This window comes from uncultured Gilvimarinus sp. (assembly GCF_963972205.1).
Lineage (GTDB): Bacteria > Pseudomonadota > Gammaproteobacteria > Pseudomonadales > Cellvibrionaceae > Gilvimarinus > Gilvimarinus japonicus.
Genome location: NZ_CAXAUC010000006.1, coordinates 63,684 through 86,913 on the forward strand (window position 1 = coordinate 63,684; position 23,230 = coordinate 86,913).

23 protein-coding genes are annotated in these 23,230 nt (G+C 52.5%); 13 read left to right on the forward strand and 10 right to left on the reverse strand.

Going from position 1 to position 23,230, the window contains the following annotated elements:
• The first annotated feature begins 115 nt into the window (after positions 1 to 115).
• From AACY82_RS10915 to AACY82_RS10935, 5 genes are all read left to right on the forward strand, one after another.
• Positions 116 to 511, forward strand: coding sequence for an acyl-CoA thioesterase (locus tag AACY82_RS10915; RefSeq protein ID WP_339616964.1), 396 nt, complete (start codon positions 116 to 118; stop codon positions 509 to 511).
• A gap of 179 nt (positions 512 to 690) precedes the next feature.
• Positions 691 to 1,254, forward strand: coding sequence for a cytochrome b (locus tag AACY82_RS10920; RefSeq protein ID WP_339616846.1), 564 nt, complete (start codon positions 691 to 693; stop codon positions 1,252 to 1,254).
• 50 nt (positions 1,255 to 1,304) lie between these two features.
• Positions 1,305 to 1,886: a YceI family protein gene (locus tag AACY82_RS10925; protein ID WP_339616965.1), complete on the forward strand. Its 582-nt coding sequence runs from the start codon at positions 1,305 to 1,307 to the stop codon at positions 1,884 to 1,886.
• Between the two features lie 273 nt (positions 1,887 to 2,159).
• Positions 2,160 to 2,789 (forward strand): LPP20 family lipoprotein, encoded by a 630-nt coding sequence (locus AACY82_RS10930; protein ID WP_339616847.1) that lies wholly within the window; start codon positions 2,160 to 2,162, stop codon positions 2,787 to 2,789.
• Positions 2,786 to 4,063: a flagellar assembly protein T N-terminal domain-containing protein gene (locus AACY82_RS10935; RefSeq protein WP_339616848.1), complete on the forward strand. Its 1,278-nt coding sequence runs from the start codon at positions 2,786 to 2,788 to the stop codon at positions 4,061 to 4,063. The genes AACY82_RS10930 and AACY82_RS10935 overlap by 4 nt, the downstream gene beginning before the upstream one ends.
• Positions 4,064 to 4,149: 86 nt before the next feature.
• On the opposite strand, the gene AACY82_RS10940 is transcribed toward AACY82_RS10935, so the two are convergent.
• From AACY82_RS10940 to uvrD, 7 genes are all read right to left on the reverse strand, one after another.
• A complete protein-coding gene (locus AACY82_RS10940; protein ID WP_339616849.1) occupies positions 4,150 to 4,632 on the reverse strand; it encodes a T6SS immunity protein Tdi1 domain-containing protein in 483 nt (160 codons plus the stop codon).
• 294 nt (positions 4,633 to 4,926) lie between these two features.
• Complete coding sequence (locus AACY82_RS10945) at positions 4,927 to 6,381, reverse strand: FAD-dependent monooxygenase (RefSeq protein WP_339616850.1); 1,455 nt, start codon at positions 6,379 to 6,381, stop codon at positions 4,927 to 4,929.
• A gap of 221 nt (positions 6,382 to 6,602) precedes the next feature.
• The gene (locus AACY82_RS10950; protein WP_339616851.1) at positions 6,603 to 7,865 is read right to left on the reverse strand and encodes a hypothetical protein; all 1,263 of its coding nucleotides are present in this window, start codon (positions 7,863 to 7,865) and stop codon (positions 6,603 to 6,605) included.
• Between the two features lie 262 nt (positions 7,866 to 8,127).
• Complete coding sequence (locus AACY82_RS10955) at positions 8,128 to 8,601, reverse strand: hypothetical protein (RefSeq protein ID WP_339616852.1); 474 nt, start codon at positions 8,599 to 8,601, stop codon at positions 8,128 to 8,130.
• Positions 8,549 to 8,848 carry a hypothetical protein gene (locus AACY82_RS10960; RefSeq protein WP_339616853.1) on the reverse strand — a complete coding sequence of 100 codons (300 nt, stop codon included), beginning with the start codon at positions 8,846 to 8,848 and terminating at the stop codon, positions 8,549 to 8,551. The genes AACY82_RS10955 and AACY82_RS10960 overlap by 53 nt, the downstream gene beginning before the upstream one ends.
• A 51-nt stretch (positions 8,849 to 8,899) precedes the next feature.
• On the reverse strand, positions 8,900 to 10,042 hold the full coding sequence (locus tag AACY82_RS10965) for a TRAP transporter substrate-binding protein (RefSeq protein WP_339616854.1): 1,143 nt from the start codon (positions 10,040 to 10,042) through the stop codon (positions 8,900 to 8,902).
• Between the two features lie 122 nt (positions 10,043 to 10,164).
• Entirely contained in the window at positions 10,165 to 12,360 is a 2,196-nt protein-coding gene (gene uvrD / locus AACY82_RS10970; protein WP_339616855.1) for a DNA helicase II, read from the reverse strand.
• A 134-nt stretch (positions 12,361 to 12,494) separates the two neighbouring features.
• Here uvrD and AACY82_RS10975 point away from each other — a divergent pair, with 134 nt between their 5' ends.
• From AACY82_RS10975 to gshA, 3 genes are all read left to right on the forward strand, one after another.
• A complete protein-coding gene (locus AACY82_RS10975) occupies positions 12,495 to 13,046 on the forward strand; it encodes a DinB family protein (protein WP_339616856.1) in 552 nt (183 codons plus the stop codon).
• A 92-nt stretch (positions 13,047 to 13,138) separates the two neighbouring features.
• Entirely contained in the window at positions 13,139 to 13,549 is a 411-nt protein-coding gene (locus AACY82_RS10980; protein WP_339616857.1) for a hypothetical protein, read from the forward strand.
• A 155-nt stretch (positions 13,550 to 13,704) separates the two neighbouring features.
• A complete protein-coding gene (gshA, locus tag AACY82_RS10985; protein ID WP_339616858.1) occupies positions 13,705 to 15,327 on the forward strand; it encodes a glutamate--cysteine ligase in 1,623 nt (540 codons plus the stop codon).
• On the opposite strand, the gene AACY82_RS10990 is transcribed toward gshA, so the two are convergent.
• Entirely contained in the window at positions 15,302 to 15,736 is a 435-nt protein-coding gene (locus AACY82_RS10990; protein WP_339616859.1) for a flagellar basal body-associated FliL family protein, read from the reverse strand. The genes gshA and AACY82_RS10990 overlap by 26 nt on opposite strands.
• 612 nt (positions 15,737 to 16,348) lie before the next feature.
• Here AACY82_RS10990 and AACY82_RS10995 point away from each other — a divergent pair.
• The 3 genes from AACY82_RS10995 (at position 16,349) to AACY82_RS11005 (ending at position 18,682) form a co-directional block, all read left to right on the forward strand.
• Positions 16,349 to 16,741: an ectoine synthase gene (locus tag AACY82_RS10995; RefSeq protein ID WP_339616860.1), complete on the forward strand. Its 393-nt coding sequence runs from the start codon at positions 16,349 to 16,351 to the stop codon at positions 16,739 to 16,741.
• Positions 16,742 to 17,179: 438 nt separating this feature from the next.
• A complete protein-coding gene (rsd, locus tag AACY82_RS11000; RefSeq protein WP_339616861.1) occupies positions 17,180 to 17,647 on the forward strand; it encodes a sigma D regulator in 468 nt (155 codons plus the stop codon).
• 60 nt (positions 17,648 to 17,707) lie between these two features.
• Complete coding sequence (locus AACY82_RS11005) at positions 17,708 to 18,682, forward strand: PQQ-binding-like beta-propeller repeat protein (protein WP_339616862.1); 975 nt, start codon at positions 17,708 to 17,710, stop codon at positions 18,680 to 18,682.
• 65 nt (positions 18,683 to 18,747) lie between these two features.
• Here AACY82_RS11005 and AACY82_RS11010 read toward each other — a convergent pair whose 3' ends face one another.
• The gene (locus AACY82_RS11010) at positions 18,748 to 19,515 is read right to left on the reverse strand and encodes an FKBP-type peptidyl-prolyl cis-trans isomerase (protein ID WP_339616863.1); all 768 of its coding nucleotides are present in this window, start codon (positions 19,513 to 19,515) and stop codon (positions 18,748 to 18,750) included.
• Between the two features lie 329 nt (positions 19,516 to 19,844).
• Here AACY82_RS11010 and AACY82_RS11015 point away from each other — a divergent pair, with 329 nt between their 5' ends.
• Positions 19,845 to 20,786: a hypothetical protein gene (locus AACY82_RS11015; RefSeq protein ID WP_339616864.1), complete on the forward strand. Its 942-nt coding sequence runs from the start codon at positions 19,845 to 19,847 to the stop codon at positions 20,784 to 20,786.
• Here the strand turns inward: AACY82_RS11015 and AACY82_RS11020 are convergent.
• On the reverse strand, positions 20,783 to 21,271 hold the full coding sequence (locus tag AACY82_RS11020) for a TIGR02444 family protein (protein WP_339616865.1): 489 nt from the start codon (positions 21,269 to 21,271) through the stop codon (positions 20,783 to 20,785). The two genes, AACY82_RS11015 and AACY82_RS11020, sit on opposite strands and share 4 nt — an antisense overlap.
• Before the next feature lie 59 nt (positions 21,272 to 21,330).
• Between AACY82_RS11020 and AACY82_RS11025 the strand changes: the two genes are divergently transcribed.
• A complete protein-coding gene (locus AACY82_RS11025) occupies positions 21,331 to 23,229 on the forward strand; it encodes an ATP-binding cassette domain-containing protein (protein ID WP_339616866.1) in 1,899 nt (632 codons plus the stop codon).
• Position 23,230 lies beyond the last annotated feature (1 nt).

The window sequence follows — 23,230 nt, forward strand, 5'->3', positions numbered from 1 at the left end:
CTCGGCTGTCCTTTACTTCACACAATAGTCAGGGCGGCTCTGCTATATTTAGCAATCTGTCAGGCTCAAACGCCTCGATTACGCACACGGAACACAAGGTACTCCTACTATGGCCATGCACGGTCTCGACGACGATCCAACCCCTAACGGTGAGTTAACACTACAAACACTGTCTATGCCTGCCGACACCAACCCCTATGGCGATATTTTTGGCGGCTGGTTGATGTCGCAGATGGACATAGGCGGGGCGATCCTCGCACAGCAAATCGCCCGCGGACGGATTACGACCGTGGCCGTCGGCAATATGGCGTTTTTACGCCCCGTACCCATCGGCGCCACCGTTAGCGTCTATGCCGATGCCACCGATGTTGGCCGCTCGTCGATTCACATCACCATTGAGGTATGGATTAAAATCGCCAACACTGGTGAAGTCGCCAAAGTGACCGAGGGTGAGTTTGTCTATGTCGCCATCGATGACAACGGCCGCACCCGTCCAGTACCGCGCGATTAGCCGTGGTTGCAGAAGATTTGTTAACAGGCTGCGCAACGACCAGAAAACTGACAATTTTTGTTGGCTTTCTCGGACAAAAGCGCGTTTAACGAACAAATCTTAACCGCACTACGCCGCGAGCTTTGATAGCGTAACCAACACTAAAAGCTAACACACCCAAGGGCTAAGGATTCGGCAACATGCTCAAAGACAACCGCAGTGGCTTTGGACTCATCAGCATCGCCATTCACTGGGTGAGCGCAATCGCCATTGTCTTTATGTTTGGCCTCGGCATCTATATGGTCGACCTTAGCTACTACGACCCTTGGTACCACAAAGGTCCGGCCCTGCACGTCAGTATTGGCCTACTGTTGTTGTTGCTCACGCTGTGCCGGCTTGCTTGGCGGTTATTTAACCCCAAACCAAAAGCCGTTGCCGGCACCACTAAGTGGCAGCACCTCGCCGCCGAGGCCATGAAAATTGCACTGTACGCGCTATTGCTGACACTGTTAATCACCGGCTACCTCATTAACAGTGCCGAAGGCAAAGGCCCGCAGCTGTTTAATTGGGTCAGCTTTCCGGTGTTTGTGCAAATCGACCCGGCGCAAGTCGACCTTGCCGGTTTTATCCATCGGATATTTGCCTGGCTTATCGTTATTTTGGCCGGTATTCACGGCCTAGCTGCGCTGGCCCATCATTTTCTATTTCGCGACCGCACGTTAGTGCGCATGCTTAAACCCGTTAAATCTGAGACGACACAGTAACGCTTTTATTTACACTTAAGGAGAACGCAATGTTAGTAGCAAATGGTTGGATGAAGAAAACATTAGCCGGCGTAATCATCGCCAGTAGCGCCGTCGCCGCTAGCTCAAGCATGGCCGCCGACTACGTAATCGACACCAAAGGGGCGCACGCCTCGATCAACTTTCAAGTGCAGCACTTGGGCTATAGCTGGTTGCTGGGGCGCTTTAACAACTTTAACGGCGACTTTAGCTACGACCCCAAAAACGTCGAAGCCAGCAGCATCAACGTGACCATCGACACCACCAGTGTCGACAGCAACCACGCTGAGCGCGACAAACACTTGCGCGGCAGCGATTTCTTAGAGGTGGAGAAATACCCCGAAGCGAAATTCGTCAGCAAGCGCATCAGCGACATTGACGACGGCGGCGAAGAGTTTGATATTGTCGGTGACTTAACCCTGCACGGCGTCACCAAAGAAATCACCATCGAAGTCGAGAAAGTCGGCGAGGGTAAAGATCCCTGGGGCGGTTACCGCGTCGGCTTTGAAGGCGAAGCCGAAATTCGCATGAAAGACTTTGGCATCACCAAAGATTTAGGCCCCGCTTCACAAGTGGTCGAGCTTACTTTGCACATCGAAGGTATTCGTCAGTAAAACGCACATCAGACGCTAGCAAGGCCGCCCTTGTTTAACAAGGGCGGCCTTTTTTATGGCCGGAAACAATGCCATATACAGCTCTCCTTTAGTGTTATAGAACGCGGTTGCTCCACCTTTTAGCGAGAGCACAAACGCAACGCAGCCGTTCACAACCTGCCTATTCCCACCGCAACACTGCCAAACAGTTATTAGCGTTCATTTTTTATATCTGCGCTAAAGGTATGCAACCTCCGGTCGATAGCTTTTTTAGATTCATTAAAGGATATTGATATGGAAAAGCTTGTCGTTCGTGCGGGGTCACTTATGGCCGCGTCGCTGCTGCTGGTGGCGTTAAATGGCTGTGGGATACTGAGGTGCACTCTGTGCGCAAGCGGGGAGGGGAGCACCCAGGCAGGCGAAAGCGCAAACGCCCAAAGCTCAACCAAGGTTACCCATACCAGCAATAGATCGGAATCACTGATTATTACCGTCACGGGTTATGGGGCACCCAACGATCACACCCAAAACAAACCGCAACAAATGCTTATGGCGATGAGGGCCTCAGAAGTAGACGCCTACCGAACCTTAGCCGAGCGGGTTCAGGGGGTTCAACTTTCGGCGTCGACAAAGGTGGCTGACTTTGTGACTAACTATGACCACTTGCGCGCCGTAGTCGATAGCTATATCCAGAGCTCCAAGATCATCTCGCAAGGGCTAACCAATCAAGGCTACTATGAAACCACCTTGTCGTTGACGCTTGATCAGGAGTTCTTTAAGAGTTTTTCTGCCGCCCCCGTGCCCAAAACACCGACGACAAAAACAGCTGATAACCCCACTCCAAGAAACCGCATAAGCACCTTATCCACAGCAGACTCGCATTACGATATCGGCAGCGGCCAAGGCTGGGCGTGGGCTGAATGAATCGGCAGCAAAAAGTGCGCTCACTAGGGTGGGTTTTTCCGCTGATGCTGCTCCTATGCGGCTGGCAGCATGCCTATGGCGATGTAGTTACAGCCGAAGGCCGAGCGCCACTGAGCAGTGATCTTCACGCCTCCAGGCTGAGCGCCTATGAAGACGCCATCAGGAATGCACTCATCAAATCCGGTGGCCAAGTGAATAGCCAAACCGGTGTTAGCAACGGTGTATTGGTGAGCGACCGGGTCAACTTACGAACACAGGGTAACATCAGCGATATCGAGGTTCTGGATGAACATCAAGGCAACGGCCTCTATGTTGTATCGATACGGGCTGTGGTATCTGATATACAAGACTGCAGATCGTCTCAGAGCCTTCATTATCATAAAGACGTGTTATTTACGGGGTTTCCCCGGGAGCGGCCGGAATCTTCTCGGGTAGGTCAGCTACACAATATCGATGCAGACTTTTCAGCCGAGCTGTCTCGGCGACTGTACCCTGCTTACAATGTTATTGTGCAAGACGAGCCATCCGTTTTTCTGACAAATCGTACCCGCTATGCAAGCTCTAACTTTCCCACGTCCGAGACCGTAAAAAATCTGGCAAAAAAGTACCAAGTACAGCTCGTGGTTTCCGGTTCGATCCTCGATATGTCTATGCTTTATCCCGATGATTACTATCGCCAGACTCACGGGGCAAAATTCACCCGCGCGATTTCCAACTTTTTCACCTCGACAAAAGCCAACAAGGTAAAAGAAGACAGCAGAGCCAGACACTTTGCCTTTAGAATGGTCGTCTATGATGGCCTATCTGGTGCGCCTATTTTTGATAAAAGTTATTCTGACATCGGGCTCTGGAACGCCAACTATACCGAGATAACGGGGTTCGGCACGCCTCGATTCTGGACCACGGCATACGGCGACGTGGTTAACTCACTGATAGAAAATTCTGTGAATGATCTGGGAGAAAAAATCAATTGCCAGCCGTTTATGGTTCCCGCTCAACTCAATACTGCTGAACCAGGCAACACCCTATACTTATTCGCCGGTGCCAATCATGGTGTAAAAGTAGGGGATAAACTGGATATTAACGATCAGAGCGGATGGAACTTTCCCGGTTTAAGCAATACCTCATACACATGGCCGTACCCTCCTGAATATAAGACCTTACAAGCTGAAGGCGTAACCTTAACGGTCACCCAAGTGTACCCAACCTATAGTATTGGAGAAACGAGTAAAGATTTAACAAGTGGGCAGCGCTACCTTGCCATATCTTGGTAGCAAAACCTGATAAAATCTCAACGCCTGCGAAGGCAAAAAATAGCGGTTTAAAAAGCCGCACCGTCAAAGTTATGATGCTGCGCTATCTATGTGCACACATCGTGAAACTGTCCGACAATATCTAACATTATCCAGATGTTTCCTTTGCTGTAGGAATCCACGGCCTCGTCACCGCCTAAAAATGGATATGGCGTGGGTATGTAAACTTCTTCTTTCTGTAGCGGCCCTAGTTTCTCTGCAACCTCGTTGACATGATCCGACCTTAAAACGAACAGCTCAAACGATTCTTCGCGTAAGATTTTCTCTTCAAATGCTTTGACACTGGCAAAAACACCATATGACTTTGCGGCTGCATTAAAGGGATGAAGAACGACATAGTCGTTTTGTTCCGCAGAGCGCATAAACACATGACCAAGACTTGAATAGCCAATTATTTCAGTGTATTCGGGAAAAGAATTGCTCCAGCAAGGCATGTTATCCTCTGTCGCAACAGGCTCAATAAGCTCATAGGCGTGTGCCGCACTTAATAAGCCAAAGGTACAGAGAAAAGATATGAGCAATTTATTCATGGTTGTTACATCCTTATGATGAGGTATCTAAAAAGTAAAACCTCTATCCATTATTTAAATTTATCCACAATCAAACAACTGACGAAAACAGTTGCATGCATTCTAGAGCGTAGTGCCCCATTTACATAAAGCAACGAGAGTCTAAAACAAAGTCATCCAACCAACCAACCTTAACAGAGCGCCTCTTCTGAAGGCACTCAATATATCTTTTAACCCCCCCCCGAAAAAGAATCAACGGTAACGCAACACCGTACGGCGAGAAAGCATCAAAATTATTCTGCCGTTACTGACATTTTACTTGTCTATGCTCTTTTTTGTTAAACAACGGCCTCTCGGCTCATCACCTTCATAAAGCACGGTATCGGAGTGTAAAAACTGGGCCGCGGCGGCTGAGTCTTGCACCTTAATAGCGCTGCGCGCCAACATCTCAGCTTCAAACTGCGTTAGTACACTTTGTCGCAAGCCCGCCTCACGCCAATTAGATAAAGGCCTGCAACCTATTGCTATCGCCCGAGCCAGTGCCAACGCATCAAGAAGCGCCTGATTTGCGCCCTGGCCTTTAAACGGGCTCATAGGGTGAGCCGCATCGCCAATCAATGTTATCTGCGCTGATGTCTGCAACAGTTCGGGCTCAAGTAATGCGCGGTCGTAAACAGGGTAACCCGAAACCAGCGCTGTTTTAGTCGCCGCTAAAATTTGCGGGATAGGGTCGTGCCACGGTGTTCTACGGCAAGCTTCATCTTTTAGGGCTTGAGCGCCTTGGTTGCTCAGCGCTATGGCCTCGCTCTCTGGCATAGGAAAACTAAGCTGCCACATTACAGAGTCGGCGGTATAGGGCATTACATAAATTCGCTCATTACCATTGGCCGTTTGAAATACCGTGGCAGAGTCTAGCAAGTCATGAGCAAGGCCGCCCAAATCCGCCAGCGGACAAATACCCAAAATCACAATACAACCTAAATAGCGTAAAGGGGTCACACTTTCGCCGATCAATAGCTGACGCACCGCACTGCGAATACCATCGGCCCCGACTACCAAGTCGGCCGTGGTATGCTCGACCACACTGCCCACCTGAAAACTTAAATCGACACCGCCACTGTCAGCTTCTCTAACACCAATAAGCCGGTGCCCCCAACGCACGTCATCACCGTCACCTAGCTCATCCAGCAGCGCTAAACGCAATGACTGCCGGGCAATATGCACGTTGGTTCGTTTCGTTGCGGCACTCGCATTCCCGGCCTTCCACTTTCTTACGCCCCATTCGCCCAGCACTTTTCCCTCAGTCGTGTGAACCAGATGTCGCGTAGAAACTACCCCATCGTCTAAAGTAAAAAGTCCCAACCCCGCAATCGCCTTACTCGCTTGCTGTAATGTCAGGCCGTAACCCTGCGAACGAGTATTAAACCCGCTATCTCGCTCGTAAAGCATAAACGGGATTCGGCGGTGCAAACAGGCAAGCGCCAAAGCAACGCCGCCAATACCACCACCAATGATCGCCACGTGCGGGTAATGTTCGGCATCCGCCACCGGGCGGCTCGTCGAATACACCAAACCCGAGCCGCCACAATGGACGCAGTCATCCAGATGTCCCTTAGGGCGAACAGGCGCCAACCCCTCGCGGTTAAGCCGGACAAATTCATCCAACTCCCGCTGGTAGCGCAGCCGCACTTTTTTACGAAGCCGACGGACTTTTTGACCGCGCCCTTGGCATTCAGGGCAAACCGTCCAGCTATTTGATTGGGTGTTCAATTTATCATGCCTGCTTTAGCTCTAGGGTTAATTTAATAAGTCGCTGAACTTATTGGACCTTATACAAAATGCGGTTGAAAGCTTGCTCCATCCAAATTAAAGAAACCTCCCCATCCTTAAAGGTTAAGTGAAATCACTTGCCATCGGATAAATACTGGATATAGCTTCCTTGCTTCGCCACAAGTATGGCTTGTTATATAACTTCATCGGCAAGGTATAAATCATGCGATCCAACGCCCCGTGCTGTTAACAGGAACCCAGTAAACCTTACCCTTAATTTTTATTTTTTTAAAAATAAAGGTTTGACCGTGAGCATCCAAAAGCCCGCGGTAGTGACCAATACTCACCTCAACTTCGGCGCCGATATCCTTTATGTCGACACGTCGCTCGTACCCATTCACGGCAGGATAAATAGTTTCAAGCACTAACTTTATCTGCTCGCTCTTGAACAAAAGCTCATTATTGTAAAAATGTGAAACGATAATGGATTCGTAATCGCGATTATTAAGACACGCCATACCAAATATGGCTTCATTATAAGCGTAGTTACTTTTCCAGTTCGGAAATTTATCACCATAAAAATCGTTTAGGAATATCTCTTTAGCCAACTTTAATGTATCTTCGCTTTCAAATAGCACTAGATTTTTGAATCCGAACAGGTGCGCAGCCCAGTCACCAGAATCAAGCATCTTTAACATCCAGCTTCTAGAATACGCTATATTTTCTGCTCTTTTATAATGAGCGGCCTCTAATCTTTTTAGCGCACAATGATCTTCTATACCTCGGGCAGTCTTCGCTTGCACCACAGATCGCCCGAGCCTATATACGTCATTATAAGAATTGCTTGAATTTGCTAACGGCCAGAGCTCTTCATAAGCCTTTTCCAACACACTATATACTTTATCGTTTAACTCTAAACTTCTACCTCTGCAGTGGGTTAATGTTGCATATATTCCAGACTGAGACGATACATCGAGCTCTGATTGACGCTCTGCAATAAACCTCTTAGTTAAATCCACAGCGCTATCAAGCCTTCCGGCTCGACAGTACCCACGCACAAGACGCTCTACAACGCTTGCAACCATACTAGCTTTCCCTGAGCAACGAAAACAATAACCTTCCTCATCACGGTAAAAATAATACCGCACAAAGTACTCAGAAATCTGAATTGAAATATCGTTAGCCAGCGATTCGTTAAACGGCGCATAAAATAAAGCAAAGCTAACTAAATACTCGTTCTCCGGCGTTAAATTTGCTGTCAACAACGCTCGCTTTACGTACACGCGATCAACGCCACCTTCTTGACTATATTGGTTTTTAACATCATCCCGAGACTCAAATGGAGTTAACTCTTCTCCAGACTCACCCCACCAAGCAGGCTTGTCGACAGAGTCAAATATTGGTGGCGCACCTGCACTTACCATCAAAGGAATGCACAACATACTTGTGACAAGTGCGATTATAGATTTTCTTACATGCGTCATAATCAGTCCCTGATGAAGTTTATTACTGCTAATAATGTGACACACGCGGCGGGAAACTCTAGCTGTGCATCGCATCGTCCTAACCGCTTATCAACTACAAAGTTTGAGCTTAAAAATCAAACCAACACTTATTGCTGACCACCCAGCTTTATCACTCTTTCAACCCATCTGGATTTTTAAGTGCCTTTTTATCCGCTGACGCCAAACGACACTCGACCTTTTTTACATCTTCAGCGGGTGGCAGGCTTTCGGGGCGGACACCTCAACTTAACAAAATTGCGTACACAGCCTGATTGTTGGTCACATGTTCTTGAGATATTTGCGGCTCGCGACTCATGGCTTGCTCACGGGCGTTGTGGATCGTGATTTCAGTAGCGAAATCTTTGGCTTTTAGAATGATGGTGGGAGCAAAATCCGACAGCGGGCGACTATCTGGCACCTGCCGCTGGGCCTTCATAGACTTGGTGTTTTTACCGTACAACGCGGTGTCGCCCTCGCTGCGAATAAGCGCAAAATTCTGATTGCCACCGGTTTGCTCAAAAATGACATCGGATAACTCCTTTTCCGTCTGCGTCAGCTTTTTGCGAGCCGATACTCGCTCTGCTTCTAGCAAGAGATGCTCGATTAGCTCTGCCTTGCGGGTCTGCATAGCAAAGTAGGTTTGGGCAAAAGCGACCTCTTGCTTAGCGGGGTTGCCATTTTGGGCGATGAGATAGCAGGCTAACCAAGTCAGCATGATACCGCTGACTACCGGATCCTAGCTCGACCATTTTCCCGACGTCAGCAAAATGGTCGTAAATATCATGTCCTGAGACCTCACAAGCAGTCTTCGCTTTAGAAAGAACGTTGATGAAGTTGTCCCACTTTGCGTAGCCCAATAAATGCTGGATATCGCGCGCTAGCCAATACTCCACACCGTTTTCCGTCTTCTGAGCGTGATCTTCAAAGCTTTCGGTCAGAGAGTGAATTAGTTCATTTTTCATAACGTGCTCCTTGCAGGTTTCTCATAAACTTTAACTCTTAACATCGCACCCTTATTCTGCCGTCTCTTCTCTCACCTTATAATACGTCTGCTCAGACACTTTATGCCAAGCCGCGGCTTTGGCCTGAAAGGTTTTGTAGGATTGCCACACTTTGGCGAACATGGTGTCTTGCTCGGCTTGCTCGATAAACACTTGCTCGGTGATGCGGCGTAACTCTTGGAGTACCTCATCGGGTAAGCGGCGCAGCTCGACACCGTGGTCATTTACCAAGGTTTCCAGTGCGGCGTTGTTGGTAGCGGTGTACTGATCGAGCATATCCTGATTAGCGGCGCGTGCGGCGTAGGTAACGATGGCTTGCAAATCGTTAGGCAATGCCTCAAACGCGCTTTTGTTCACAATCAGCTCCATGGTGGAGCCCGGCTCGTGCCAGCCTGGGTAGTAGTAATATTTAGCCACTTGGTGAAAGCCAAAGGCTAAATCGTTGGCGGGGCCAACCCACTCGGCGGCATCAATAACGCCGGTTTGCATAGCGGTGTAGAGCTCGCCGCCAGGGATATTAACCGAGGTGCCACCAGCGCGGTTAAACACTTCGCCTGCCAATCCTGGAATGCGCATTTTTAATCCGCGCAAATCGGCTAAAGTATTAATCTCTTTATTAAACCAGCCAGCCATTTGAATGCCGGTATTGCCCGAGGGAAACGGAATAACATTGAATGGCTCATAGACTTCGCGCCCCAGCTCGATACCGCCACCGTGCGACAGCCAGCCGTTCATCTCTTGGGCGTTCATGCCAAACGGCACAGTGGTAAAAAACTGACTAGCGGGCGCTTTACCGCGCCAGTAATAAGCGCCGCCGTGGCCCATCTCGACACTGCCGGATGAGACTGCGTCAAACACCCCCATGGCCGGTACGATTTCGCCCGCACCATGCACATGAATGGTCAGCCGACCACCGCTCATATCGCCAACCATACTGGCGAATTTTTCGGCGGTGGTGCCCAGGCCCGGAAAGTTTTTTGGCCACGTGGTAACCATACGCCATTTAAACTGCTCAGCCGTTACCGCCTCACCCGCCACATGAGTTTTACCCTGATCGGTTTTACTCATAACCAGCGCGGCAAACAGCATCACGCACAGGGCAATAAGCGCGAGCATAATGAGGGGGGTAATTTGATAGCGGCGTGTTTTGCTCATAATATTTATTGTTTAGATTAAATAAAGATAACTTACGGGTTACGGGTTACGGGTTACAAATAATAGCTCATAACCCCGTTCCTCGTTCCTCGTTCCCCGTTCCCCGTTCCCCGTTCCCATCATTAAATTGGATCCAGTTTAGCGTACTGCACTACCAACCATTTAACTCCGGCGTCATTAAAATTAATTTGCACCCGCGTGCTAGAGCCGGAGCCCTCGAAGTGGACGATCACGCCCTCGCCAAATTTTTTGTGGGCAACGCGCTGGCCCAAACGAAACCCGGTATCGGAGCCCGAGTCACTAATACGCAACCCTTTGGGTTTGGCCGGCGCCTTACCTTGCAAGCGCGCTGGGCGAGTGACGGTGCTTTTAATGCGCACCTCATCGAGGTATTCGTTGGGAATCTCTTTGACAAAGCGCGACAGGGCATTAAAGGTTTCGCCGCCGTGCAGACGGCGCGTCTCGGCGTAACAGATATAGAGCTTCTCCATCGCGCGGGTAATGCCCACATAGGCCAGACGACGCTCTTCTTCCAAACGGTCGGGATCTTCTACCGACATTTTATGGGGAAACAGATTCTCTTCAACCCCGGCCATAAAGACCAGCGGAAACTCTAAGCCTTTGGCCGAGTGTAAGGTCATTAATTGCACCGCGTCTTCAAACTCGTCGGCTTGCGCTTCACCCGCGTCCAGCGAGGCGGTATCTAAAAACTGTTGCAGCACCGGCTCTTCGTCTTCTGGAGCTTCAAATACCCGGCACGCGGTAATCAGCTCTTCGAGGTTTTCGGCGCGGGCCTGGCCTTTTTCGCCTTTTTCTTTTTTATGAAACTCAAGCAAGCCCGTACTCTCTAGCACCGACTCGGCCAATTGATCGAGTTTAAGTTCGCTGCTTTTTTCACCCAGGGTATCGATCAATTTAATAAAGCTGGCCAGCGCGTTGCCGGCGCGGGCCGTTAACACCCGGTTGGCGAGCATTTGTTCGGAGGCCTGCCACAACGAGCAACCGTGCTCACGGGCAAAGGCGCGAATCTCATCGACGGTTTTTCCACCAATGCCGCGGGTCGGGGTATTAATCACCCGCTCAAATGCCGGGTCGTCGTCGCGGCGGCTGGCTAGACGCATATACGACAAGGCATTTTTAATTTCTAAACGATCGTAAAAGCGCTGACCGCCGTAAATACGGTAGGGTACCGCCTCGCGCAGTAGCGCTTCCTCCAACACCCGCGATTGGGCGTTGGAGCGATACAAAATGGCGCAGCTGTCTTTGCGATTGCCCTTTAATGCCCAGTCGTTAATACGTTCGACAATAAAGCGCGCTTCGTCCTGCTCGTTAAACGCGGCGTAGAGTGAGATCGGCTCGCCATCTTCACCATCGGTCCACAATTGTTTGCCCATGCGACCCGCGTTATTGGCGATAACAGCATTGGCGGCGTTAAGAATATTGGCGGTGGAGCGGTAATTTTGTTCGAGCCTAACAGTGGTAGTGCCGGGGTAGTCCTCGCTAAAGCGGCGAATGTTTTCGACTTTAGCGCCGCGCCAACCGTAAATGGACTGGTCGTCGTCGCCCACGGCGGTAACAAAGCAGCTCTCGCCAGCCAGAACCCGCAACCAGGCGTATTGCACCGAGTTAGTATCCTGAAACTCATCCACCAAGATAAACGGAAAGCGGCCCTGGTAGTGCGCCAAAATAGCCGGCTTGTTAAGCCATAGCTCGTGGGCACGCAGTAGCAGCTCGGCAAAGTCGACCAAGCCGCCGCGCTCGCAATCGGCCTCGTAGGCGGCATACACCGCAGCCATAGTGCGAATAAACGGGTCGGAACTGGCCTGCATATGCTTGGCTCGCACACCTTCGTCTTTTTGCCCATTAATAAACCACTGGGCTTGGCGCGGTGGCCACTGCTCGGCATCTAACCCAAGGTTTTGGTACACCCGTTTAATCAGTCGCAGCTGGTCGTCGCTATCAAGGATCTGAAAATTCTGCGGCAGGTTGGCGTCTTTCCAGTGGGCTTTTAACAGCCGGTGTGCCAGCCCGTGAAACGTGCCCACCCACATACTGCGGGTATTAATGGGTGTACCACTGTCGCGAAAGCTCTCGTCCAGCCGCGCGCGCATTTCGCGGGCCGCCTTATTGGTAAAGGTCACCGCCAAAATACTGTAGGGCGATACGCCTTGGGTTTGCACCAGCCAGGCGATGCGGTGCACCAGCACGCGGGTTTTACCACTGCCGGCACCGGCAAGAATCAGCTGATTGCCGGCCTCGGCGGTAACGGCTTGGCGCTGGGCATCGTTTAAATTTGCGACGAGGTGAGGAGCATCCATGGGTGAGTTCTGGCATCTTGGTGTATGGTAGGGCGCTTGCCCTGACGGAAGCGACAGCATAACATTTTACTGTAAATTTACACAGTGTCGGTAACGCGACCGCCTATATAACGTACAACAGGAGCAGTAACCACGTGGATCTTCACCATCATATTCGCCTGATGGCCGGGTACAACCAGCGCTTAAACCGCCAAGTGTTTACGGCCGCCGCCAACCTCGAACACGATACGTTAACCGCCGATGCCGGGGCCTTTTTTGGCTCGATTTTGGGCACCCTCAACCATATGGTGGTAACCGACTTATTGTGGCTGGCGCGCTTTGCCCAACATTCCGCTCGCTACAAAAGCCTGCAGGCGCTGAGCGAGCTGCCCACCCCAGAGCGGCTCGATCAACAACTTTACCCGGCGTTTGCCGCCTTGGGCGCCGCGCGCGGATTGATCGACAGCGCCATTATTGAGTGGAGCGCCGACGAGCTGCAAAGCGATGACCTACAGCGCCCGCTGGCCTATCACAACAGCAAAGGCGAGGGCGCCGAGCGAGACTTTGGCGAGCTGGTGATGCACCTTTTTAACCACCAGACACACCATCGCGGTCAGGCAAGCACGCTACTCAACCAGCGCGGGCTGGACATCGGCGTAACCGATTTTTTAATGGATATCCCAAGGTTAGACACACAGGATAAATAGTGGCGCTTGATTCTGGCCCCGTCGCCCCCATAAACGCACTTAGTGCCTGTCGCCAGGCCGTTCCTACCACCAACAGTGACAGTTAGTGAGTTATGACTGACGTATACATTCTGCAAAATCAGGACAAACTGTTTCTAAGCAAGCAGCGCACCTGGCTCGATGGCCGCGACCCGGCCAGCCTGTACCGCAGCCCCAATAAGGACGAGGCGGTAAACGAGATGTTTGAAGCCAGCTCCAAGGATTATCGCCAGCGTGTCTCTCTGGTGGCCTGCCCGCTTAATGAGCGCCGCAACCCAGTGATCGACCCGGATATTTTACCGCCGCCGCAGCCCAAAAAGCGTGGTGAAGATTCGTTGGAGCTGGAGTTAACCGCCGTCGAAGCACCAGCGACTGTAAACGAGGCCGACACCGTTGCCGGTGAAGCCCGCGAGGCTGAGGCGACGGTGACTGACGCTATCGACAATAGCGCTAGCGCCGAACCGTTCGGCCAGTCACAAAGTTAACCCTGTATCAGACTTACGGTTTTTTACCACTGGGCCCCGCTATCGCGGTAGCTCTAACTTGGGTAACTGGCTACACTCGACACTTTACGGCTATTTTTTACCGCTAGCGCTTAGCGCCACGACCGCATCCGCTAAGGACTGCAGAGGAAAACGTTTTGTCTCAATTTGATACGCAGTTACAGGCGTTGTCCGGTGTCAAAGCCCGCCAAACACTACGCGGAATCTTGCGTGGGATCGAGAAAGAGAGCTTGCGGGTTAGCGCCAATGGCCACTTAGCGCAAACCAGCCACCCGACGGGGCTCGGCTCGGCGCTCACCCACCCGCATATCACCACTGACTACTCAGAGGCGCTGCTGGAGTTTATTACCGAGCCTAAAGCCTCTATCGGCGCGCTGCTTGGCCAACTCGATGACGTCCACCGTTACACCTACGGCCAGCTAGGCGGCGAGTACTTATGGCCTGCAAGCATGCCCTGTGCGTTGGGGGCCGACAGCGATATTCCGGTGGCGCGCTACGGCAGCTCCCATAGCGGCACCATGAAAACCGTGTACCGATTGGGGCTGGGGCACCGTTATGGACGCGCCATGCAAACCATTGCCGGAGTGCACTACAATTTCTCGCTGCCCGACGACTTTTGGCGCGAGCTGGCCCGCGATATGGACAACAAGCAGAGCCTGCAAGATTTTAAAACCGATCGCTACTTTGCCCTGATCCGTAACTTTAGACGCTATTTTTGGCTGTTGGTGTATTTGTTTGGCGCCGCCCCAGCGGTGTGCCGCAGCTTTGTGCGCGGCCGCGAGCACGCCCTTGAACCTTTCGGCGATGACCAACATACCCTGCACACCCCCAACGCCACCTCTTTGCGCATGGGCGATTTGGGCTATCAAAGCGATGCTCAGCAATCGCTGGTGGTGTGCTACAACAACCTCGATAACTACCTGCAAACTCTGTGTGGCGCCATCACCCAGTCGCACACCGAGTACCAAAATATTGGTCTTAAAGACGACGCCGGTCAGTATAAGCAGCTCAATACCAGCCTGCTGCAAATTGAAAACGAGTTTTACAGTACCATTCGCCCCAAGCGCACCGCCAAATCTGGGCAAACGGCACTGCAAGCGTTGCAACTGGGTGGGGTAGAGTATGTAGAGGTGCGCTGCGTCGATTTAAACCCATTCGAGCCGCTGGGCGTAAGTGAATCGCAGCTGCATTATCTGGATGCATTTTTGCTGTTTTGCCTACTGCAAGACAGCCCAGAAGCAACCGATCAAGAGTATCAAGGCCTGCAGGATAACCAAGCGCGTATCGTCTACCGCGGCCGCGACCCCGAGCTTATGCTGCGACGCAACGGCGGTGAGGTAAACATGCGCGAGTGGGCCGGAGAGATCCAACAAGAGGTAGAGCGCTGCGCGGCGCTGCTTGATCAGGCCAACAAGGGTACCGCGTACCAAAGCGCCTGTGCCGAGCAGCGGCAAAAACTCACGGGCGAGCGAGCCACCCCGGCGGCGCAAGTGCTAAGCGAGCTGGCCGAGCGCAACCAAACCTATTACGCCCACACCCTGCAACTGGCCGAGCAACACCGGGATTACTTTGCCGCGCGGCCGCTAGACGACCAGCAACAGGCGCATTTTGCTCGCTTAGCCGAGCAGTCAAAGCAACATCAGTTAGAGGTAGAGGCAGCCGATCGCGAGAGCTTTGATGAGTATCTTGCCATTTACTACGCCCAATACAACGGCTGCGGTGGGGCGCCTGTCGTTACTTCTGCACAATCAGGTTGTTAAAGTAGACTTCCAGTACATCCGTTCCCTCAGCTTGCTCGGACTCCAGCAGCGCGATCATCTCGGCCTTGGCCGTCTCGCGCAGCTGGGTTACGCCCTGCTGGGTGGTAATGCCATCTTCCGTTTGGCGGCTAAATAGCATCACCATCGCGTTGCGCAGCAGCGGCATATGGTGGCGCACCGCCGCCGCCGTGTGGACATCGTTGACCCGCACCGACAGCTCGGTTTTTAAATACTTTAACCGCCCCTCACCGCCGTAATTAACCACAAACGCCGGCTGCATCGGAATATAAATAGAGCCTTCGACCTCTTTATCCTCAGGCCCACTTTGCGCCTGCACCATCGACATCGACACCAACAGCAGCAAAACCATCAGCACCAGTGACCGAACGATCGTAACGGGATGATTCATTGGGGCTCCTAACCATTAACAAGCTAGCCATTAACAATACGGGCAATTTAGGCAACGAGTGTAACGCGATCGAAGCCCGTGCATACAACTTATGCGATCCGCGCTAATGCTATCGGCCAAACAGCACATTCCTTTAAAGACCTACGGCGTCACCGTAGATGCTTTAGCCACAGGACCGTACCCTCTGTCGCACAACAGGCGACAGGCCGCCGAGGTTACAGAGATGATCGCACTGACACCTTGGATTATGTTGAAAATACTGGAGTAATAACGCCTTTGAACGTGATGTTCAGCGTAAAAGGCGTATCATAGCAGAGCGTTTCCAAAAGCTGGTACACCACTGAGCACGATTCTGGCCGATGCGCGGATCCGACAAGATCATCATTAAGGCGCTTGAACATGGTCTAACAATGCAGTCAGCGGTCAGAGCGGCAAACAAAATAGTGCACCGCTTTTGCCCGCTAACCATTATCTATGCAGGTCTGCGGCAGAGCCTGAATATTCTCGAATATGGGTATCAACGAGGTTGCTAGTTAGTGGTTACGCTAAACATTTTTTGATTGAGTAGATAGTGGTTGGTCATCGTCAGCCACTTGGCAACGGAGTATTTTTATGATCGTTCGTAATCTTGAAGAAGCACGCAAAACAGACCGTCTCGTCACCGCCGAAAACGGCAATTGGGACAGCACTCGCTTGGTGCTAGCCAATGATAATGCTGGTTTCTCTTTCCATATTACCCGCATTTTTCCTGGCACGGAGACGCACATTCATTACAAAAACCACTACGAAGCTGTGTTTTGCTATGAAGGTGAAGGCGAAGTAGAAACACTGGCCGACGGCAAAATTTGGCCAATCAAAGCCGGCGATATATACATGCTAGATCAACATGATGAGCATTTGCTGCGCGGCAAAGAGCAAGGTATGACCGTAGCGTGCGTCTTTACGCCGCCTATTACCGGCAATGAAGTTCACCAAGAAGATGGCTCTTACGCAGCCCCAGAATAAAACACCGATTTAAAAGCACGCCAGTGTAAAAGAGTAAAAGCGGCCTGCAACAAAGCGGGCTGCTTTTCGTGTAGCGCAAAATAAAGACAAAGCCGCACAATCCCCTCAAAAATCCCCTCAAAATCCAGGCCGTGCAGAAGCCCAGCTTAGGCTGACCACTGGCTCTTTCACGCCGAATCCAGCGTTCAATCCGTGCGCTGTAGACTATATCCCACAAGATCGCGACGCCTGAGAGCATGATAGCCAGAGCGCAGCTTCAGTATTAAAATCGGGCTGCATAAGGATTCCCGCGTACGACGGTTAGACTACGCTTTTCAAACGGAGCCATAGATTTGAAAACGGCGTATGCAGAGCTGGGGGCGGGCGTTTGATCGTGCTAAGATTGACCCACACTGGATCAATAGATATAGCATCAATATCGCTAGCTGGGAAAACATCATGTTAGAAAATTGCGAAGACGCTAAAGAGCGCTGGGGCGGTGTCAGCCAAATCATTGACCGCTGGCTGCACGAGCGTCAACAAATGCTGGTGCAATACTGCGCTCTGTCAGACACCAAAGGCCAAGGAGACGATGAGCGCGGCGTTAAGCTGCGACGCATGTGCGAAATCATGGTCGACTACATCTCGGCCGGGCACTTCGAAATTTACGATCAGCTGGTTCGCGAGGGCCGCGAATTTGGCGATGAGCAAGCCCTAAAAGAGGCCGGTGAGCGCTTTAAAGAAGTCGATGCCACCACCGAAAAATTGCTCGACTTTAACGACAAGTATCAAGAGACGGACGACTTAACCGCGCTTGATGCCGATCTGTCTGAGCTGGGCGAGACCCTTGAGGCACGCTTTAGCGGCGAAGACCGCATGATCGCCGTGCTACACGATGCCAATAAAGACGTCGTCCAGGCCAGTTAATACATCGTTGGCGCCAGCGGCTCACGCACGCGCGGCGCCACGTTGATCTTGGCCCGTCCCATGATGAAACCGCTGCTGTTGACAGCCGCACTACTGCCTTTTTTAAGCGCCTGTAGCCCGGCGCCCGAAGCCGAACTAAAAGTCGCCAACCGCAGCGTGCAATCGGCCAGCCTCGCTCGCGACGGCAGTCACGCTGTTATCGGCTCCACCTACCAAGGTGGTAGCTACTGGCAAATTACCCCCGCCGAACGCCTCTACGACTGGAACCACAGCAGTGATACCACCCGGCTACTGCTGCACAGCGCGATCTCCAGCGATGGCGGCTGGGCCATTACCGCCGATCATCAAACCCTGGTGCTGTGGAATACCGCAACAGGTGAGTCCGTCGCCTACTGGCGTATCAGCTCAGAGATTCGCGCCATGGCATTGGGGCGTTTTGGCAATGTCGCGTTACTGGGGTTAGACGACGGCCGTGCGGTACTGTACGACGTGCGCCGCGGCGGCACCTTTGGCACCTTTACCCACAACACCCCCGTTAACGCCGTCGCCTTAAGCGACGACTTAAGCCTAGCGCTAACCGGCAGCGATGATAACGCCGCCCAGCTGTGGGACACCCAATCCGGCAAGCCGCTGCAGCAGCGCAACTTTGACGATCCGATCCAGCAAGTGGCGCTTAGCCCCGACGGCAAGCGCGCTTTGGTGGGCGCGCGCTACGACCGCGTTGAGCTGTTCGACACCGCCACGGGCAAACTCAACTGGCAATTACCGCTGGGCCACGAGCGAATTATTCGCGGCATCAGCTTAAGTGCGGCACGCTTTAGCGATGACGGCGCCTACCTGTTAACCGGCCGCCCCGATGGCCGCGTCCAGCTGTGGGATATCGACGCGCAGCAAGAGCTTTACCACTGGCAAATGCCCAAGCTCAGCGCCTGGCAGGCCAGCCCCACCTCCGTGCTAGACGTGAGCTTTACCGACAATACCAAGCTCTATCGCGCCGTCAGTGGTAACGGTTATATCTATACTCTTAGCTACTAACCATAAAAGGCAGGCATAAAAAAACCGGGCTAAAAACCCGGTTTTTTTGCTGCTAACGCTAAAACTTACTCAGCGGCTTCCGCTTCTTCTGGTGCTTCGGCAGGCTCAACTTCCAACAGCTCAACCTCAAAAATCAGCGTCGAGTTCGGTGGAATGCCTTGGTTGCCGCCGGGGCCATAGGCCAAGTCTGATGGAATCGTCAGCTCGTATTTAGCGCCGGTTTTCATCAACTGCAAACCTTCGGTCCAGCCCGCGATGACTTGGTTTAAGGCAAAAGTCGCCGGCTGCTCGCGGGCGTAAGAGCTATCAAACTCGGTGCCGTCTAGCAAAGTGCCGCGATAGTGTACGGTCACGGTGTCTTCTGCTTTAGGGCTTACGCCATCGCCTTCTTCCAATACTTTATACTGCAAGCCGCTTTCGGTAATCATCACGCCTTCTTTGCCGGCGTTTTCAGCCAAATAAGCTTCGCCTTCGGCTTTTTGCGTTTCGGCTAACTCTTTTTGCTTTTGCTGTTGCAGCTCCATTTGTTGCTCCTGGAAGGTCTGCATTACAGTTTGCATCTCTTCCTGGCTCAAAGCGGGCTCTTTGTCGTCACGCACATCGGTAAGCGCTTGAGTAAACGCGTCTACTTCGATTGGCACCTCGCGCTGTTTAAAGTTAGTCGCCATATTCAGAGCGATGGCGTAGTTAACCTTTTGCTCCAACGTCGTCAATGTCGCTTTAGCATCGGTCGCGGCCGCTTTATCAGTTGCCTCAGAGCCGCCTTCGTTACAGCCTGCTAGCACAGTTGCCGAGCAGATAACGCCGGCCATCAGTAAACGCTTGTTAAACATACAATACCTATTTATTGGAGTGTGTTTGTTGTATCGGCTGCAACGGATCCTGCACGCCACAGCTCGCCGGCCCATCCGGCACTCAGAAAAAAAGCCCATCCATGTTATACCAACTGCGCCACACTGTGGGCGTTTAGGTTGATAAATGCGAATTCGAACGCGCCTGTAGCTCTATTCATGGGGAGTTAGCGCAAAAAATCAATAGTTAATGCTTAATTTTGTGCTCGCGACGTACACAATTTATACGCTAGGGTCTACAATATCTTCTTGGAATGACCCCTTTCTGTAACACTCTTTGAACATTCTCTGATCACACGTAGGGTTTCACTATGGCTGCCAAGAAAAAAACTGCAGTGTCTGTCGCGCAACTCGAAAAAGACATCGCGGCGGTTAACGCCAAGCTCGCCACCGCGCGCAGCAAACAATTGACCAACGCCGACAAAGCTTTGTCGAGCGCACAAAAACAACTGGCTGCGGCTCGCAAAAAGCTCGCCACGCTGCGCACCCGCAAAGCGGCCGCGACCAAAGCAAAGGCCACTGCAGCGGCTAAAACGCGCTTAGCAAAAGCCAAGGCCGCGCTCACGGCACAGGCGAAAGTGGTAGAGACTGCCGACGCGCAGGTGAGTTCCGCAAAAGCCGAGCAAACAGCGGCGAAGCAGGAGCTGACGCTGGCAAAAGCCTTCGAGCGCGCTCGCGCTAAAGCGTTAAAAGCGACCGCAAAGACAAAGGCTAAGCCTAAAAGCAAAAAAGCCGCGGCCAAAACACCAGCCGCTAAAAGCGCTACCAAGGCAGCGCCTAAAGCCAAAACTAGCGCAAACAAAGCACCGGCAAAAAAAACCTCGCCCGCTAAAGCGAGCGGCAAAAAGGCGGCGAGCAAACAAGCCGCCACTAGCAAGCCTGCCAAAGCAAAAGCCGCCGTCGCCAAAAAAGCGCCCAAGGCTGCCAAGCCGGCAACGAAAGTAAAAAAATCGGCGCCAGCCAAACCGGTCAGCCCCGCAAAACAAGAGGCACCATCGCCAGCGGCGCCGGAGAAAAGTACCGAGGCTTTGCCCGTGGCTGAGCCCGTACAACAACAAGCCTTTGACGTTATCCCAGAGCCGGTTGCCAAGCCACAACCGTCCGAGCTTGGGGTTAGCCCAAAACCATTACCGAGCCACATCGGCACCGGGATGATCGAGCCTCACGATGACGACAAACTAAAACCTACCCCAGTGCCGGATGCTCCGGCGGCGCCTAGCTCTGGCCGTTTATTCGACGAAGACGACCACTAAGCGGGGGCGAGCGCACCCTGTAGCAACACAAGGGTGCGCTGCAATACCGAGGGCGGCACCTCGCACACCGCCAGATAATTCTGCACCCGAGGCAGCAGCGGCGCGGCCCGCTCGACGGGCCAGCCTTTACTCAGCTCAGCCAACTGTTGAATCTCCCAGCGCTCGGCCGCCAACTCGGCCGCTTTAATCTGCCCGCGACACTGACTTTGCGATTCATCCAGCGGCGCTTGTGATTTTATCCAGCGGCGCGCTCCCCGCAGTGGTACCACCACTTGCTCATACCACTCGGCAGTTTCTTTAAGCACATTAGCCAAGGTACTGGGCTCGACCCTTTTGCCGCTGATATCCAGCCAACAGAGGAACAACAAAATCGGGATGCGCACACCGTACTCATCCTGCAACTGTAAGCACTGCACCTCAATATCGGGCTGTTGATAGAGCTCTAGGGCAAAATCCCATAAAGGGCCGGGTAATATCTCAGTCATTAACGTCTTTCTTCCTGTGGTGATAGGCTTTCACACCGAGCTTAGATAGAATGCGCGGCATGATCACACTACAGCAAATCAGTTTACAACGCGGCCCTAAGTTTCTGCTCACGGAAACCGACCTGGCGATCTTTCCGGGACAAAAAATTGGCCTTATTGGCGCCAATGGCTGCGGCAAGTCGTCGCTGTTTAAATTGCTCTTAGGGCAGCTGAGCGCCGACACCGGCAGCGTATCACTGCCCAGCGACTGGCGCCTGGCCCATATGGCGCAAGAGGTCTCCGATACCGAACGCACCGCGCTGGAGTATGTGCTTGACGGCGACGAGGCACTGCGCGAGCTAGAAGTCGAGATCGAGCATGCCGGCGATGACGGCGAAAAGCTGGCACACCTGTTTGGCGCAATGGAGCAAATCGACGCCTACACGGCACCGGCACGGGCCGCGCAGCTGCTAAGCGGCTTGGGGTTTACCGGCAATGAGTTGGAGCGCCCGGTCAGTGCTTTCTCGGGCGGTTGGCGAATTCGCTTAAACTTGGCCCGCGCCCTGATGTGCCCATCCGATTTGCTGTTGCTGGATGAGCCCACCAACCACTTGGATTTGGACGCGACTTTGTGGCTTGAGCAGTGGTTGCAGCGCTACGCTGGCACCTTGTTGATTATCTCCCACGACCGCGACTTTTTAGACAACGTGGTCGAGCGCATCGTCAGTATCGAATCGAGCAAACTGGTGGGCTATAGCGGCAACTACTCGGCCTACGAGCGTCAGCGCGCCGAGCGTTTGTCCCAGCAACAGGCAGAGTTCACCAAACAGCAAGAGCGCATCGCCCACATCGAAGACTATATTCGCCGCTTTCGCGCCAAAGCCACCAAAGCCAAACAAGCGCAAAGCCGTATTAAGCAGTTAGAGCGCATGGAAACCATCGCCCCGGCCCATGTGGATTCGCCTTTTAGCTTTACCTTTACCGCCTCCGAGAAAGTCTCCGATCCGTTAATCGTGTTGCGCGAGATGACCATTGGTTATCCCGAGCGACAAATTTTAGGCGGCGTAGATATTAACATCGCGCCCGCCACGCGCATCGGTTTGCTCGGCCCCAACGGCGCGGGTAAGTCGAGCCTGATTAAAACCCTAGCTGGCACACTCGAGCCGTTAACCGGCGAGCGCGTCACTGGCGAGCATTTTAAGTTAGGTTATTTTGCCCAGCACCAGCTTGAGGCGCTGGATATGAACGCCTCACCGGCGCTGCATATTCAGCGTATTAGCCCTAAAGCCCGCGAGCAAGAAATTCGTAACTTTTTGGGTAGCTTTGATTTTATTGGCGATCGCGCCTTCGAGCCGATCAATCATTTCTCGGGGGGCGAAAAAGCCCGCTTAGCGTTAGCGCTTATTGCCTGGCAAAAACCCAACGTTTTATTGCTGGATGAGCCGACTAACCATTTGGATTTAGAGATGCGCCAAGCGCTGACCATGGCGCTGCAAGATTTTGCCGGCGCCGTGATTGTGGTATCGCACGATCGCCACCTGCTGCGCAACACCGTAGACGAGTGGCTATTAATTGCCGACGGCACTGTCGAAGAGTTTGACGGCGAGCTTGATGATTACTACCGCTGGCTGCTGGAGCGTAAAACCCGCAGCAACAAAACCGACAGCGCGCCGAGCGCAAACTTCGCGGCAAAACCTGCCGCCGATAAAAAAGCACAACGCCAAGAGGCCGCCGCCAAACGCGAGGCGCGCAAACCGCTGGCAAACCGCATTAAGAAACTTGAGTCCGAATTGGAAAAGCTGCAAACGAAAAACACGGCGCTGGAAGCCGAGCTGGCCGACACCACGCTATACGAAGACGAACATAAAGACCGGTTACAAAAACTGTTACAAAAGCAAATCGACATGCAGCGGCAAGTCGATGATTGCGAAGAGCAGTGGCTAGAGGCACAAGCCGAGCTCGAGGAGTTAGAAGACTAGC

Bases quoted from the DNA above. Each gene is read 5' to 3' on its own strand.
- AACY82_RS10940 (WP_339616849.1), bottom strand. From the start codon at position 4,632: ATGAATAAATTGCTCATATCTTTTCTCTGTACCTTTGGCTTATTAAGT.
- AACY82_RS10980 (WP_339616857.1), top strand. From the start codon at position 13,139: ATGACTGACGTATACATTCTGCAAAATCAGGACAAACTGTTTCTAAGC.
- AACY82_RS10960 (WP_339616853.1), bottom strand. From the start codon at position 8,848: ATGAAAAATGAACTAATTCACTCTCTGACCGAAAGCTTTGAAGATCAC.
- AACY82_RS11020 (WP_339616865.1), bottom strand. From the start codon at position 21,271: ATGACTGAGATATTACCCGGCCCTTTATGGGATTTTGCCCTAGAGCTC.
- AACY82_RS11010 (WP_339616863.1), bottom strand. From the start codon at position 19,515: ATGTTTAACAAGCGTTTACTGATGGCCGGCGTTATCTGCTCGGCAACT.
- AACY82_RS10950 (WP_339616851.1), bottom strand. From the start codon at position 7,865: ATGACGCATGTAAGAAAATCTATAATCGCACTTGTCACAAGTATGTTG.
- rsd (WP_339616861.1), top strand. From the start codon at position 17,180: ATGTTAGAAAATTGCGAAGACGCTAAAGAGCGCTGGGGCGGTGTCAGC.
- AACY82_RS11015 (WP_339616864.1), top strand. From the start codon at position 19,845: ATGGCTGCCAAGAAAAAAACTGCAGTGTCTGTCGCGCAACTCGAAAAA.
- AACY82_RS10955 (WP_339616852.1), bottom strand. From the start codon at position 8,601: ATGCTGACTTGGTTAGCCTGCTATCTCATCGCCCAAAATGGCAACCCC.
- AACY82_RS10920 (WP_339616846.1), top strand. From the start codon at position 691: ATGCTCAAAGACAACCGCAGTGGCTTTGGACTCATCAGCATCGCCATT.
- AACY82_RS11025 (WP_339616866.1), top strand. From the start codon at position 21,331: ATGATCACACTACAGCAAATCAGTTTACAACGCGGCCCTAAGTTTCTG.
- AACY82_RS10965 (WP_339616854.1), bottom strand. From the start codon at position 10,042: ATGAGCAAAACACGCCGCTATCAAATTACCCCCCTCATTATGCTCGCG.
- uvrD (WP_339616855.1), bottom strand. From the start codon at position 12,360: ATGGATGCTCCTCACCTCGTCGCAAATTTAAACGATGCCCAGCGCCAA.
- AACY82_RS10930 (WP_339616847.1), top strand. From the start codon at position 2,160: ATGGAAAAGCTTGTCGTTCGTGCGGGGTCACTTATGGCCGCGTCGCTG.
- AACY82_RS10995 (WP_339616860.1), top strand. From the start codon at position 16,349: ATGATCGTTCGTAATCTTGAAGAAGCACGCAAAACAGACCGTCTCGTC.
- AACY82_RS10935 (WP_339616848.1), top strand. From the start codon at position 2,786: ATGAATCGGCAGCAAAAAGTGCGCTCACTAGGGTGGGTTTTTCCGCTG.
- AACY82_RS10915 (WP_339616964.1), top strand. From the start codon at position 116: ATGCACGGTCTCGACGACGATCCAACCCCTAACGGTGAGTTAACACTA.
- AACY82_RS10990 (WP_339616859.1), bottom strand. From the start codon at position 15,736: ATGAATCATCCCGTTACGATCGTTCGGTCACTGGTGCTGATGGTTTTG.
- AACY82_RS11005 (WP_339616862.1), top strand. From the start codon at position 17,708: ATGATGAAACCGCTGCTGTTGACAGCCGCACTACTGCCTTTTTTAAGC.
- AACY82_RS10925 (WP_339616965.1), top strand. From the start codon at position 1,305: ATGAAGAAAACATTAGCCGGCGTAATCATCGCCAGTAGCGCCGTCGCC.